This is a genomic window from Pseudomonas sp. WS 5146, from assembly GCF_012985495.1.
GTDB lineage: Bacteria > Pseudomonadota > Gammaproteobacteria > Pseudomonadales > Pseudomonadaceae > Aquipseudomonas > Aquipseudomonas edaphica.
Genome location: NZ_JAAQWL010000014.1, coordinates 63,345 through 76,217 on the forward strand (window position 1 = coordinate 63,345; position 12,873 = coordinate 76,217).

The following is a 12,873-nucleotide window of genomic DNA, read 5'->3' on the forward strand; positions in this document are numbered from 1 at the left end:
GCATTTTCCTGTGGGAGCCGGGCTTGCCCGCGATGGCGTCGGAGCAGACGCTACACCAGGCTGGTTAACGCCTCACGACTGAACGGCAGAATGTCGCCCTCACGACCTTCGCGCACCTTCACGGCCCAATCCGGGTCCACCAGCAGGGCACGGCCCACCGCGACCAGATCAAACTCATCGTTGTTCAGACGTTCCAGCAGCTTTTCCAGGCTGGCCGGTTGGGCGACCTTGTCGGTGTTGACCATGAACTGCAGGAACTCGCCGTCCAGACCCACACTACCGACAGTGATGGTCGGCTTGCCGGTGAGCTGGCGGGTCCAGCCGGCCAGGTTGAGGTCGGAGCCTTCGAATTCCGGTTCCCAGAACCGACGCGTGGAGCAGTGGAAAATGTCCACACCGGCGTCGGATAACGGCTTAAGAAACTCACCCAGCGCCTCGGGGGTTTGCACCAGGCGTGCGGTGTAGTCCTGCTGCTTCCATTGAGAGAAGCGCAAGATGATCGGGAAGTCCGGGCCGACGGCGGCGCGGGTGGCCTGGATCAATTCAATGGCAAAACGCGAACGGTTGGCCAGGCTGCCGCCGTATTCGTCAGTGCGCTGGTTGCTGCCCTCCCAGAAGAACTGATCGACCAGATAGCCGTGGGCGCCGTGGATCTCCACGCCATCCATGCCGATGCGCTGGGCATCCTTGGCGGCCTGGGCGAAGGCGTTGATCACGTCCTTGATGTCTTGTTGGGTCATGCCATGGACGACGACGTTGCCGTCCTTGAGTTTCTCCATCGGGCCGTAGGCCGGCACGCTGGCGTCAGGCTCGGTGCCGATACGGCGCACGCTGCCCACGTGCCACAGCTGCGGGACGATCTTGCCGCCTTCGGCGTGTACCGCGTCCACCACCTTCTTCCAGCCGGCCAACGCGGCCTCACCGTAAAAGTGCGGGACGTTCGGGTAGCCATTGGAGGCCTGATGGCCGACCACCGTGCCTTCGGTGATGATCAGGCCCACGCCCGCAGCGGCGCGGCGGCGGTAGTACTCAATGACCTTGGAATTGGGTACGCCACCCGGCGAGAACGAACGGGTCATGGGCGCCATGACCACACGGGTGGACAGTTGCAGTGCACCGAGCTGGAAAGGTTTGAACAAAGCCTGGACGGGCATGGGAGCACTCCACATAAGAGGGATTTATGATGTGGATAATATGGGCCGCGCAACGTGCTGGGTAGCACTATTGATCTGGGTGATTAAGGGGTAAAAGTGATGAGGGTTTAGGGCTGCTGCGCAGCCCAGCGGGAGCAAGCTCCCTCGCCACAGTGCAGGAACGATTCAGCTCAGGGCTTTTTCGATGGCCTGTACGATCGTCGGATCATCCGGCGCCGTGCGCGGCGAGAATCGCGCCAGTACTCGCCCATCCTTGCCGAGCAGGAACTTCTCGAAATTCCAGGTGATATCCCCAGGAAACTCAGCGCCCTCGCCCGCCAACAAGCGATACAGCTGATGGCGATCGTGACCATTGACGTCAAGCTTGCTGCCCAACGGAAAGGTCACGCCGTAGTTCAGGCTGCAGAACGCCTGGATTTCTTCCTCGGAGCCCGGTTCCTGGCCTGCAAACTGGTTGCACGGCAGGCCGAGTACGGTAAATCCCTGGCCCTTATACTGCTGGTAAAGGTTTTCCAGGGCGGCGTATTGCGGGGTCAAACCACATTTGGAGGCCACGTTGACCACCAGCACCACTTGCCCCTTGAAAGGCGCCAGCGGCAGCTCTTGTCCGTCCAAAGCTTTGAGTTTCAGGTCGTGGAAAGCACTCATGACGAACTCCAGATATCCCATGTTCTTCGCGTTGCGGCTGTTCGAGATTACAGACCACAAGCCTGCAATCATAGACGCCGATTGAAAAACTCGCCCGCCGGTTACTGCGCGGTCGGCCAGGGCAAAATCGGAATCGCGGTGACCGCATTCTGCGGGCTGCCTTCGATCAGACGGTCGCTGTAGACCAGGTACACCAAGGTATTGCGCTTCTTGTCGAGGAAGCGCACCACCTGCATGGTCTTGAACACCAGCGAGGTGCGCTCCTTGAACACTTCGTCGCCATCCTTGAGCTCGCCCTTGAAGTGAATCGGGCCAACCTGACGGCAGGCAATCGACGCTTCAGCGCGGTCTTCGGCCAGGCCCAGGCCGCCTTTGACGCCGCCGGTCTTGGCACGCGACAGGTAGCAGGTCACGCCGTCGACCTTCGGGTCATCAAACGCCTCGACCACAATACGGTCGTTGGGGCCGACAAACTTGAACACCGTCGACACCTGGCCGATTTCTTCGGCCGAGGCCAGCAACGGCATGGCCAGCAGCAGGCCGAGTAATCCTTTCATGACACGCATCGTGTATTTCCTTTATTCAGACCAGGATCAGGTTATCGCGGTGAACCAGTTCCGGTTCGGCCATGTAACCCAAGAGTCCGACAATCGCGTCGGACGATTGTCCAATAATCTTCTGTGCTTCAAGGGCGCTGTAGTTGGCCAGGCCACGGGCGATCTCGCGACCATCGGGCGCCACACACACCACCATCTCGCCACGGCGGAAGCTGCCCTGCACCAACTTGACGCCGACCGGCAGCAGGCTCTTGTTGCCCTGGGACAAGGCTGACACAGCACCGTCGTCCAGAACCAGCGTGCCACGGGTTTGCAGATGACCGGCCAGCCATTGTTTGCGCGCCGCCAGCATGCCGCGTTCCGGCGACAGCAGCGTACCGATGCGCTCACCGGCCTTGAGGCGATCCAGCACACGCTCCAGGCGCCCACCGACGATGATGGTGTGCGCGCCGGAACGTGCGGCCAGCCGCGCCGCACGCAGTTTGGTCTGCATGCCGCCACGGCCCAATGCACCGCCTACACTGCCGGCCACGGCGTCCAGCGCCGGGTCATCGGCGCGGGCTTCGTAGATAAGCTGGGCGTCGGGGTTGTTACGCGGGTCGGCGTCGAACATGCCGTCGCGGTCGGTGAGGATCACCAGCAGGTCGGCTTCCACCAGGTTGGCGACCAGCGCGGCCAGGGTGTCGTTATCACCGAAGCGGATTTCGTCGGTGACCACCGTGTCGTTCTCGTTGATCACCGGGATGACCTTGAGCTCAACCAGTGCGCGCAGGGTGCTGCGAGCGTTGAGGTAACGTTTGCGGTCGGACAGGTCGTCGTGGGTCAGCAGGATCTGCGCTGTATGGCGGCCATGCTCGGCAAAGCTGGATTCCCAGGCTTGCACCAAGCCCATCTGGCCGATGGCGGCGGCGGCTTGCAGTTCGTGCATCGCGCTGGGTCGCGCGGTCCAGCCGAGGCGGCTCATCCCGGCGGCAACGGCCCCGGACGAGACCAACACCAACTCGACACCGGCCTCATGCAAGGCCACCATCTGCTCGACCCAGACGCTCATCGCTGCGCGATCCAGACCTTTGCCATCCGCCGTCAGCAGCGCACTTCCGATCTTTACGACCCAGCGCTGCGCACCTGTCACTTTGCTCCGCATCATCTTCAACCTTAGATTGAGGGCCCCGCGACCCAGCGCGGCCCATAACGTTATACCCGGATACCAAAACGCCGCTCCTGGGAGCGGCGTTTGAGTTTATCGCAACCTATCAGTCGCGCACGTAAATGATTTCCGGACCGTCTTCATCATCCACGTCTTCTTCGTCCCAATCGTCGTCGCCGATGTCATGGACCGACTTCACGCCGCTGCGGCGCAGGGCACGCTGGTCGTCCAGAGCTTGCAACTGGGCGCGGGCTTCGTCTTCGATCTGCTGGTCGAGTTCTGCCAGTTCTGCCTTGAATACCGGGTCGGCCGCCAGGCGGTCGGCACGGTCTTCGAGGTAGCGCATGATGTCGCGGGTCAGGCGCTCGGTGCCTTCTTTGGCGATGGCCGAGATCACGTAGACCGGGCCTTCCCACTCCAGGCGATCAACGATCTCCTTGACGCGTTCTTCGTGCTCTTCTTCGAGGATCTGGTCGCACTTGTTCAGTACCAGCCAGCGGTCACGCTCGGCCAGGGCCGGGCTGAACTTGGTCAGCTCGCTGACGATCACTTCGGCGGCGTCTGGTGCGCTGGTGTCATCCAGCGGCGCCATGTCGACGAGGTGCAGCAGCAAACGGGTGCGCGACAAGTGCTTGAGGAAGCGAATCCCAAGGCCTGCACCGTCGGAAGCACCTTCGATCAAGCCAGGAATGTCGGCGATCACGAAGCTTTTCCAGCGGTCTACGCTGACCACGCCCAGGTTTGGCACCAGGGTGGTGAACGGGTAGTCGGCGACTTTCGGCTTGGCGGCCGAGACCGAGCGGATGAAGGTACTTTTACCGGCGTTCGGCAAGCCCAACAGGCCCACGTCTGCCAGTACTTTCATCTCCAGCTTCAGGTCACGCTGCTCGCCCGGCTTGCCCGGCGTGGTCTGGCGTGGCGCGCGGTTGGTACTGGACTTGAATCGGGTGTTACCCAGACCGTGCCAGCCGCCCTGCACAACCATCAGCTTCTGGCCGGCCTTGGTCAGGTCGCCAATCACTTCCTGGGTCGCGGAATCGATGATCGTGGTGCCGACCGGTACGCGCAGTACCAGGTCTTCGCCTTTTTTACCGGTGCAGTCGGTGCTGCCGCCGTTGGAGCCACGCTCGGCATCGAAGTGCCGGGTGTAACGGTAGTCGACCAGGGTGTTGAGGTTTTCGTCGGCCATCATGTAGATGGAACCGCCGTCACCGCCGTCACCGCCGTTTGGACCACCGTTTTCGATGAATTTTTCGCGACGGAAACTCATGCAACCGTTACCGCCGTCGCCTGCTTTTACTCGGATGGAAACTTCATCAACGAACTTCATAACAAAACGCCTCTCGTCGCACGGACGAGCTTAAGAAACCAAGACATAAGACTCTTGCAAAAATGAGCGCAGCGACCTCAGAAAACGACCGCACATCCAGCGCCTGAGCCCATCACAAACAGCTTTGCAAGAGACTCACTCCACAAACGAAAAAGCCCCGTCGCGAGACAGGGCTTTTCCAGCGATCGCGCAATTAAGCGGCGACAACGCTCACGTAACGGCGGTTGAACGCGCCTTTTACTTCAAACTTGATCACGCCTTCGATTTTAGCGAAGAGGGTGTGATCTTTACCCATGCCAACACCGTAACCGGCGTGGAATTGGGTGCCGCGCTGACGCACGATGATGTTGCCCGGAATGATTTTCTGGCCGCCATACATCTTAACGCCAAGGCGTTTGGCTTCTGAGTCGCGACCGTTACGGGTACTACCACCAGCTTTTTTGTGTGCCATGAGTCAATTCTCCTAGTGAGGAATTAGGCTGAAATTAAGCCTGAATACCGGTGATTTTGATCTCGGTGTACCACTGGCGGTGGCCCATACGCTTCATGTGGTGCTTACGACGACGGAACTTGATGATGCGGACTTTATCGTGACGACCTTGGGAGATCACTTCAGCCACAACGGTAGCGCCAGCAACAACTGGAGCGCCGATGTTCACGTCATCGCCATTAGCGACCAACAGAACGCGATCAAAGGTAACGGATTCGCCAGTAGCGACTTCCAGTTTTTCGATCTTCAGGTATTCACCTGGGGCGACCTTGTATTGCTTGCCACCAGTAACAATTACTGCGTACGACATGGTATTTCTCCGATAATCCTGCTCACCCAGCGCTTTATAAGAAAAGGTATTGGCTGGCATGGCTGCATGGGATGGACGTCCCGAATGCAATTGCGTAAGGCAGGTGCTGCCCAGGAAGTTCAGGGTGCGCGATTGTACGCAAGGTAAATGGGTGATGCAAGGGGCCGTCTATCGCGCCTTGACACTGCCGGGTCAGGGTCCTAGCATGCCGCGCAACCCTTCTGGAGCGACTGTCGCTGATGCAACCCCAAGCTTTCTACCGCGCGGTCGCGGACGATTTTAGCGCCGTCGACGGCATCATCAAGCAGCAGCTCACGTCTAAAGTGCCGCTGGTCTCCAAAATTGGCGACTACATTACGTCGGCGGGCGGTAAACGCCTGCGACCTTTATTAGTGTTGCTGTGTGGCAAGGCTCTGGGCCGCGAAGGCGATGACCTGCGCCTGCTGGCCGCGACCATCGAATTCCTGCACACCGCGACCCTGCTGCATGACGACGTGGTCGACATGTCCGGCATGCGCCGTGGCCGCGAGACGGCCAATGCAATGTGGGGCAATGCCCCCAGCGTATTGGTGGGCGACTTCCTGTATTCGCGCTCGTTTGAAATGATGGTCGAACTGGGCTCGATGCCGGTGATGAAGATTCTTTCACAAGCCACGCGCATCATCGCCGAAGGCGAAGTACTGCAGCTGTCCAAGGTCCGCGACGCCAGCACCACTGAAGAAACCTACATGGAAGTGATTCGCGGCAAAACCGCGATGCTCTTCGAGGCCTCGACCCACAGCGCCGCCGTCCTGTGTGGCGCAACGACCGAACAGGCCGAAGCCCTGCGCACCTTTGGTGATCACCTGGGCGTGGCGTTCCAACTGGTGGACGACCTGCTCGACTACCGTGGCGACGCCGAAACCCTGGGCAAGAACGTCGGTGACGACCTGGCCGAGGGCAAGCCGACCTTGCCGTTGATCTACACCATGCGCGAAGGCACGCCGGAACAGGCCGCTCTGGTGCGCAAGGCGATCCAGAAAGGCGGGATTGAAGACCTCGAAGCTATCCGTGCAGCGGTAGAAGCCTCGGGTTCCCTGGAGTACACCGCGCAGTTGGCGCGTGACTATGCGGCCCGTGCCATCCAGTGCCTGGAAGCCCTGCCACCCAGCGAGTACCGGGATGCCCTGGTTGAGCTGAGTGAGTTTGCGGTAGCCCGCACGCACTGAGCAATATCTGCGAGCGCAGGCTTGTGTGGGAGCTGGCTTGTGTGGGAGCTGGCTTGCCTGCGATAGCATCACCTCGGTATAGCTGACACACCGCGGTGCCTGCATCGCGGGCAAGCCCGGCTCCCACAAGGTTCCGAGGCGCCCACCCCAACCTGCAATAAACCCTATATAATGTGCGACTTTTAGCCATCCTGACTTTCAAGGAGCTTTAGTGAGCACGTTGCCACCCTGCCCGAAATGCAATTCCGAGTACACCTACGAAGACGGCGCCCAGCTGATCTGCCCGGAATGCGCCCATGAGTGGTCCGCCAATGGCGAGGCCGAAGTGGCGGGCGACGAAACCGTGAAGAAAGACTCTGTGGGCAATGTCCTGCAAGACGGCGACACCATCACCGTGATCAAGGACCTCAAGGTCAAGGGCACGTCCCTGGTGGTCAAGGTCGGCACCAAGGTCAAGAACATCCGCCTGTGCGACGGCGATCACGATATCGATTGCAAGATCGACGGTATCGGCCCGATGAAACTCAAGTCCGAGTTCGTGCGCAAAGTCTGAACCTGCTGCATCCATCCCGCGCCAGCCGCGGGATGGCGTTTTGCCCTCTGCGCTGACCTGCCTCAACATCCACACAGAAAAACCAGGAAACCGCCAATAGGCACTTGCTATTCCACGAATAAGAATTATTCTCATTGAAACTCATCAAGGAGAACGACCATGACTTATTTGATAGATGCCTGGCTGGACCGCCCACACCCATACCTGCGGATCCTGCATCGGGAAACCGGCGAAGTCTGTGCGGTGTTGGAAGAAGAAGCGCTGAATGAACTGCAGGATCAAGGCGACCTGGACGTCAACGGCCTGAGTTCCAGTGAGCCTGGGGTGCTGAAGGAGGTGGTGCGTAATCTGTTTCTGTTCTGCTATGCCCGAGCGTTGCGCCCGGCGACAGAGCTCAATGGCAAGTTCCATCCATGAACCACCGCGCAAAACCTGAATGCACCGGCTCTATGTGGGAGCTGGATTTGTTGTGGCGAGGGAGCTTGCTCCCGCTCGGCTGCGCAGCAGTCGCAGGCCTTTAGGGGCGCTTCGCACCCCAGCGCAAGCAAGCTTGCTCGCCACATCAATCCCGGCTCCCACATAGGACCCGGCGCAACCATCAACAGGTCTTACAGAACGTCGAGCAACTCAACGTCGAACACCAGAACGCTGTGCGGCGGAATGCTGCCAACGCCTTGAGCGCCGTAAGCCAGTTCGCTCGGCACGTACAGACGCCATTTGCTGCCGGCATTCATCAGTTGCAGGGCTTCGGTCCAGCCGGCGATCACGCCGCCAACCGGGAATTCTGCAGGCTGGCCGCGCTCGTAGGAGCTGTCGAACACAGTGCCGTCGATCAGGGTGCCGTGGTAGTGAGTACGCACTTGGTCTTCACGGGTCGGCTTGGCGCCGTCACCTGCAGTCAGCACTTCAAATTGCAGGCCGGAAGCCAGGGTGGTGATGCCATCACGCTTGGCGTTTTCAGCCAGGAACGCCAGGCCAGCGCCAGCAGCCGCTTCTGCCTTGGCAGCCGCTTCGGCTTGCATGATTTCACGGATCACTTTGAAGCTCGCCGCCATTTGCTCTTGGTCAACGCGGCTTGCTTTGCCGTCGAACGCGTCGGTCAGGCCGGCCAGGATGGCGTCGATGCTCACGCCCGGTGGCGGGTTGTCGCGCAGTTGGTCGCCCAACTGACGGCCGATACCGTAGCTGACGCGGGTTTCGTCGGTGGACAGATTAACTTCGGACATGAAGAGGCTCCGCTGTAGGACAGCACGGTTTCCCGCGCCATCCAAAACTAAAAGGGCCCGCAGACTAGCACACAAGACCCGCCTCTGATCAGCCCCCTGGCTGCCACCTTCAGAGGATCCAACCTTGCAACAGCGACCCTTCGTCGCACCCGTAAGAAATGTATTTCAGAATCATCGCCTGCCGCCGATACCCCCGTACAAACTTTGGCTGGCTCAAACAACAACACCGTCCAGCAGACACACATCATTCTTGCGGAGCATTCGATGAATAGCTGGTTCGGCAACATCAGCGTCAACCTCAAACTCGGCCTGGGCTTTGGCCTGGTGCTGGTCCTCACCTCGATCCTGGCCCTGACCGGCTGGACCAGCCTGGGCGGCTTGATTGACCGTAGCAACTGGATGAGCGACATCACCCAGCTCAACGCGTCCCTGACCAAGCTGCGCATCGTGCGCCTGCAATACATGCTCGCCAATGGCGACGAAGCCGTGGCACAGAACGTCCAGACCAGCCTCGACGCCTTCGCCGCCCAGCAACAGAAACTGCTGGACAGCTTCAAGAGCCCGGAAAACCGCAAGCTGCTCACCGAGCAGAAAGCCGTCATCACGGCTTACCAGCAGTCGCTGAACAAAATGCGTGAGGCCTACCGTAACGGCAATGCCGCGCGCCAAGTGATGGGCGACAAGGCCGATATCGCCAACGGGCAGATCGACGCACTGGAAGCCAGCGTGCAGCAAGCGCCCGACAGCCCGGAACGCTTCACCCAGTACCAGGCCGTGACGCACGCCAAGGAAGAGTTCCACCTGGCGCGCTATGAAGTGCGCGGCTACACCAACTCCCCCAGCGCAGAAACCGAAGCCCGCGCCGCTGCACAAATCGAAAAAGCCATCGCCGGTTTGAAAAGCCTCAGCGCCGCGTTTGGCACCAGCCAACAAAGCGCACTGACGTCGCTGGAAACCGCACTCGGTGCCTATCGCAGCGCCGTACAGAGCTACAAGGCCGCCAACGCCAACATCGTCAGCGCCCGTGCCGAAATGACCACCCAGGGCGCCGACATCGTCACCATCAGCGACAAGCTGTACGACATCCAGCTCGATCGCCGCGACGCCGAAAGCACCCAGGCCCGCAGCCTGCAATTGATCAGCACCTTGCTGGCGTTGCTGGTCGGCATCATCGCGGCGCTGGTCATTACCCGCCAGATCACTCGCCCGATCCAGGACACCCTGGCCGTGGTGGAACGCATCGCTTCCGGTGACCTGAGCCACAACATCCAGGTGACCCGCCGCGATGAGCTCGGCGTATTGCAGCAAGGTATCCAGCGCATGGGCACCACCCTGCGCGAGCTGATCAGCGGCATTCGTGACGGCGTAACCCAGATCGCCAGCGCCGCCGAAGAACTCTCGGCCGTGACCGAGCAGACCAGTGCCGGCGTGAACAGCCAGAAAATCGAAACCGATCAAGTCGCCACCGCGATGCATGAGATGACCGCCACCGTGCAGGAAGTCGCGCGCAACGCCGAGCAAGCGTCGCTGGCCGCCGCCGATGCCGATGGCCAAGCCCGCGCCGGCGACAAAGTGGTGGCCGAGGCCATCGCCCAGATCGAACGCCTGGCCGCCGAAGTGGCGCGCTCTACTGACGCAATGACGCACCTGCAACAAGAGAGCAACAAGATCGGCAGCGTGATGGACGTGATCAAGGCCGTGGCCGAGCAGACCAACCTGTTGGCGCTCAACGCGGCGATTGAAGCGGCGCGTGCCGGTGAAGCCGGTCGTGGTTTTGCCGTGGTGGCTGACGAAGTGCGCGGCCTGGCCCAGCGCACACAAAAATCCACCGAAGAAATCGAAGGCCTGGTCGCCGGTTTGCAGAACGGCACCCAGCAAGTGGCCACGGTGATGAATAACAGCCGCAGCCTCACCGACAGCAGCGTCGAGCTGACGCGCAAGGCCGGTGTGTCGCTGGAGAACATCACGCGTACCGTGTCGAATATCCAGTCGATGAACCAGCAGATTGCAGCGGCCGCCGAGCAGCAGAGCGCCGTGGCTGAAGAGATCAGCCGCAGCATTGTGAACGTGCGCGATGTGTCGGAGCAAACGGCTACTGCGAGTGACGAGACGGCTAAATCGAGCGTGGAACTGGCGCGTTTGGGCAGCCAGTTGCAGCAGATGGTCAGTCATTTCCGGGTGTAAAAACCCAACGCTGACTACGCACAAACTCTGTGGCGAGGGAGCTTGCTCCCGCTGGGTCGCGCAGCGGCCCCTACTGAAGTTGATCGATATTTTAAGTTGGGAGCGCAGTGAATGCCTTGGGGCTGCTGCGCAGCCCAACGGGAGCAAGCTCCCTCGCCACAGGCAAACTTAGACATACTCGGCTTGCCTTGAGTCCCTTGGCTCTCAGCCCTCGCCTTCCTCAACAAACACCAGTCGATTCCCAAACGGGTCCTTGATGCTCATCTCCCGCGAGCCCCAAGGCGTTTCTTCAACCCCAGGCTTGGCATACCGGTAGTCCTTGGCCAGCAACTGCTGCTGGTAGCCGTCCACGCCTTGCGCCTGAATCCGCACCGCCGAGCCCGGCGAAGCATCGCCATGGTGCTCGGACAAATGCAGCACGCACTCGCCCAGCGACACTTGCAGATACAACGGGAAATTCGCCTCGAAACGGTGCTGCCAGTCAACCTTGAACCCCAGGAAGTCGACGTAGAACTCCAACGCCTTGGCCTCGTCGAAGATCCGCAAAATCGGGGTGACTTTTCCTAAGTGCATGGCAACCGCTCCGTGTATGAAGGCACCCACTATAGGGACGAAAACCCGCCACGCAAATCCCCATTGCGCGCAAGGAATCGCCCCGGCCGATGACCATTGGCCTGCCCATCGCTATAACTCAGCACGCCATTGACCCACACGCCATCAATCCCCTCGGCAGCGCGTTGCGGTTCTTTGAAATCCGCCACATCACGCACGCGCAACGGGTCGAACAACACCAGGTCGGCCCAGTGCCCTTCACGAATTTCTCCACGCTCGGCCAGCCCAAAACGCGCCGCCGACAACCCGGTCATCTTGTGCACCGCCGTGTGCAGTGGAAACAACCCCACATCCCGGCTGAAGTGCCCCAGCACCCGTGGAAACGCGCCCCACAAACGTGGATGGGGAAACGGGTCTTCCGGCAAACCATCCGAACCCACCATCGACAACGGATGCGCAAGAATACGCCGTACATCCGCCTCATCCATCCCGTAGTACACGGCCCCTGCCGGTTGCAGGCGACGTGCCGCATCCATCAGCGAAACCTCCCACTGCGCCGCGATGTCCTGCAAGTCGCGCCCGCCGACCTCCGGGTGCGGTGTTGACCAGGTAATAGTGATACGAAACGCGTCGGTGACCTGCTTCAAATCCAGCGTCGACGAGCTGGCGGCATAGGGATAGCAATCACACCCGACCGGATGGGTTTGCGCTGCCAATTCCAACGATGCCAACAGTTGCGGACTGCGCCCCCAATTGCCCGCACCGGCGCACTTGAGGTGGGAAATGATCACCGGTGCCTGCGCATGTCGGCCAATCACAAACGCCTCGTCCATCGCCTCCAGTACCGGTTCGAATTCGCTGCGCAAATGCGTGGTGTACACCGCACCAAACGCCGTGAGTTCTTCACTGAGCTGCAGCACTTCATCGGTCTCGGCATTGAACGCGCTGGCGTAGGCCAGGCCTGTGGATAAACCGAGGGCACCCGCCTGCAGACTCTCCTGCAACTGCACACGCATGGCGGCAATTTCACTGGGCGTGGCGGTGCGGTGCAGGTCGTCCATATGGTTGCTGCGCAAGGCGGTGTGGCCGATCAAAGCGGCAACGTTGACTGCCGGATGAGCACTTTCCACGGCAGCACGATAGTCGGCAAAACGTGGATAAGCGAATGCCTCACGCGCCCCCAGCAGGTTCATCGGGTCCGGTGGGTCGCTACGTAAACTCACCGGCGATGCGCTGATGCCGCAGTTGCCGACAATCACTGTGGTCACGCCCTGGCTGAGCTTGGGCAGCATCTGCGGGTGGCGGATCACCACCGTGTCATCGTGGGTGTGCACGTCGATAAAACCCGGCGCCAACACGCGGCCACTGGCGTCGACTTCATGCTCGCCGGTTGCGCTCGACAAGTCGCCGATCGTCTCGATGCGCCCGGCGCGCAGCCCCACATCGGCGACATAGCCCGGCGTGTTGCTGCCATCAATGATCAGCGCCTGGCGGATCAGCGTGTCGTACTTCAT

General features: G+C 60.6%; 13 protein-coding genes and 2 pseudogenes. 5 read left to right on the forward strand and 10 right to left on the reverse strand.

Features of this window, described 5'->3' with window-relative positions; all coding sequences use genetic code 11:
• Positions 1-50: 50 nt before the first annotated feature.
• The 7 genes from HBO41_RS27045 to rplU form a co-directional block, all read right to left on the reverse strand.
• A complete protein-coding gene (locus tag HBO41_RS27045; RefSeq protein ID WP_017137938.1) occupies positions 51-1,154 on the reverse strand; it encodes an NADH:flavin oxidoreductase in 1,104 nt (367 codons plus the stop codon).
• Positions 1,155-1,319: 165 nt separating this feature from the next.
• A complete protein-coding gene (locus HBO41_RS27050) occupies positions 1,320-1,802 on the reverse strand; it encodes a glutathione peroxidase (RefSeq protein ID WP_017137939.1) in 483 nt (160 codons plus the stop codon).
• 101 nt (positions 1,803-1,903) lie between these two features.
• The gene (locus HBO41_RS27055; RefSeq protein ID WP_017137940.1) at positions 1,904-2,368 is read right to left on the reverse strand and encodes a CreA family protein; all 465 of its coding nucleotides are present in this window, start codon (positions 2,366-2,368) and stop codon (positions 1,904-1,906) included.
• 16 nt (positions 2,369-2,384) lie between these two features.
• The gene (gene proB / locus HBO41_RS27060) at positions 2,385-3,503 is read right to left on the reverse strand and encodes a glutamate 5-kinase (RefSeq protein WP_026013771.1); all 1,119 of its coding nucleotides are present in this window, start codon (positions 3,501-3,503) and stop codon (positions 2,385-2,387) included.
• A 109-nt stretch (positions 3,504-3,612) separates the two neighbouring features.
• The gene (gene cgtA / locus HBO41_RS27065) at positions 3,613-4,836 is read right to left on the reverse strand and encodes an Obg family GTPase CgtA (protein ID WP_016976186.1); all 1,224 of its coding nucleotides are present in this window, start codon (positions 4,834-4,836) and stop codon (positions 3,613-3,615) included.
• 193 nt (positions 4,837-5,029) lie between these two features.
• Complete coding sequence (rpmA, locus tag HBO41_RS27070) at positions 5,030-5,287, reverse strand: 50S ribosomal protein L27 (protein WP_003176049.1); 258 nt, start codon at positions 5,285-5,287, stop codon at positions 5,030-5,032.
• Between the two features lie 34 nt (positions 5,288-5,321).
• Entirely contained in the window at positions 5,322-5,636 is a 315-nt protein-coding gene (gene rplU / locus HBO41_RS27075; protein ID WP_007950961.1) for a 50S ribosomal protein L21, read from the reverse strand.
• A gap of 239 nt (positions 5,637-5,875) precedes the next feature.
• On the opposite strand from rplU, the gene HBO41_RS27080 reads away from it, so the two are divergent.
• From HBO41_RS27080 to HBO41_RS27090, 3 genes are all read left to right on the forward strand, one after another.
• Positions 5,876-6,844, forward strand: a complete 969-nt coding sequence (locus tag HBO41_RS27080) for a polyprenyl synthetase family protein (protein ID WP_099549439.1) — start codon at positions 5,876-5,878, stop codon at positions 6,842-6,844.
• A gap of 211 nt (positions 6,845-7,055) precedes the next feature.
• Positions 7,056-7,397 carry a zinc ribbon domain-containing protein YjdM gene (locus tag HBO41_RS27085; protein WP_003230858.1) on the forward strand — a complete coding sequence of 114 codons (342 nt, stop codon included), beginning with the start codon at positions 7,056-7,058 and terminating at the stop codon, positions 7,395-7,397.
• A 159-nt stretch (positions 7,398-7,556) separates the two neighbouring features.
• Positions 7,557-7,814 (forward strand): hypothetical protein, encoded by a 258-nt coding sequence (locus tag HBO41_RS27090; RefSeq protein WP_003194088.1) that lies wholly within the window; start codon positions 7,557-7,559, stop codon positions 7,812-7,814.
• Between the two features lie 191 nt (positions 7,815-8,005).
• Here the strand turns inward: HBO41_RS27090 and HBO41_RS27095 are convergent, their stop codons facing one another.
• Positions 8,006-8,623 (reverse strand): FKBP-type peptidyl-prolyl cis-trans isomerase, encoded by a 618-nt coding sequence (locus HBO41_RS27095; protein ID WP_017137944.1) that lies wholly within the window; start codon positions 8,621-8,623, stop codon positions 8,006-8,008.
• A gap of 264 nt (positions 8,624-8,887) precedes the next feature.
• On the opposite strand from HBO41_RS27095, the pseudogene HBO41_RS29935 reads away from it, so the two are divergent.
• Together HBO41_RS29935 and HBO41_RS29940 are read left to right on the forward strand one after the other, a co-directional pair.
• A pseudogene (locus HBO41_RS29935) lies at positions 8,888-9,904 on the forward strand (methyl-accepting chemotaxis protein); the annotation flags it as partial.
• Positions 9,905-10,213: 309 nt separating this feature from the next.
• Positions 10,214-10,807, forward strand: a pseudogene (locus HBO41_RS29940) (methyl-accepting chemotaxis protein); the annotation flags it as partial.
• A 204-nt stretch (positions 10,808-11,011) separates the two neighbouring features.
• Here HBO41_RS29940 and HBO41_RS27105 read toward each other — a convergent pair.
• Both HBO41_RS27105 and HBO41_RS27110 read right to left on the reverse strand, forming a co-directional pair.
• Complete coding sequence (locus HBO41_RS27105) at positions 11,012-11,380, reverse strand: glyoxalase superfamily protein (protein ID WP_017137946.1); 369 nt, start codon at positions 11,378-11,380, stop codon at positions 11,012-11,014.
• Between the two features lie 29 nt (positions 11,381-11,409).
• A complete protein-coding gene (locus HBO41_RS27110) occupies positions 11,410-12,873 on the reverse strand; it encodes an amidohydrolase family protein (RefSeq protein ID WP_169988447.1) in 1,464 nt (487 codons plus the stop codon).

Excerpts from the sequence above, each read along its gene's own strand:
- HBO41_RS27045 (WP_017137938.1), bottom strand. The coding sequence starts at position 1,154 with ATGCCCGTCCAGGCTTTGTTCAAACCTTTCCAGCTCGGTGCACTGCAA.
- HBO41_RS27050 (WP_017137939.1), bottom strand. The coding sequence starts at position 1,802 with ATGAGTGCTTTCCACGACCTGAAACTCAAAGCTTTGGACGGACAAGAG.
- HBO41_RS27055 (WP_017137940.1), bottom strand. The coding sequence starts at position 2,368 with ATGCGTGTCATGAAAGGATTACTCGGCCTGCTGCTGGCCATGCCGTTG.
- proB (WP_026013771.1), bottom strand. The coding sequence starts at position 3,503 with ATGCGGAGCAAAGTGACAGGTGCGCAGCGCTGGGTCGTAAAGATCGGA.
- cgtA (WP_016976186.1), bottom strand. The coding sequence starts at position 4,836 with ATGAAGTTCGTTGATGAAGTTTCCATCCGAGTAAAAGCAGGCGACGGC.
- rpmA (WP_003176049.1), bottom strand. The coding sequence starts at position 5,287 with ATGGCACACAAAAAAGCTGGTGGTAGTACCCGTAACGGTCGCGACTCA.
- rplU (WP_007950961.1), bottom strand. The coding sequence starts at position 5,636 with ATGTCGTACGCAGTAATTGTTACTGGTGGCAAGCAATACAAGGTCGCC.
- HBO41_RS27080 (WP_099549439.1), top strand. The coding sequence starts at position 5,876 with ATGCAACCCCAAGCTTTCTACCGCGCGGTCGCGGACGATTTTAGCGCC.
- HBO41_RS27090 (WP_003194088.1), top strand. The coding sequence starts at position 7,557 with ATGACTTATTTGATAGATGCCTGGCTGGACCGCCCACACCCATACCTG.
- HBO41_RS27095 (WP_017137944.1), bottom strand. The coding sequence starts at position 8,623 with ATGTCCGAAGTTAATCTGTCCACCGACGAAACCCGCGTCAGCTACGGT.
- HBO41_RS27105 (WP_017137946.1), bottom strand. The coding sequence starts at position 11,380 with ATGCACTTAGGAAAAGTCACCCCGATTTTGCGGATCTTCGACGAGGCC.
- HBO41_RS27110 (WP_169988447.1), bottom strand. The coding sequence starts at position 12,873 with ATGAAGTACGACACGCTGATCCGCCAGGCGCTGATCATTGATGGCAGC.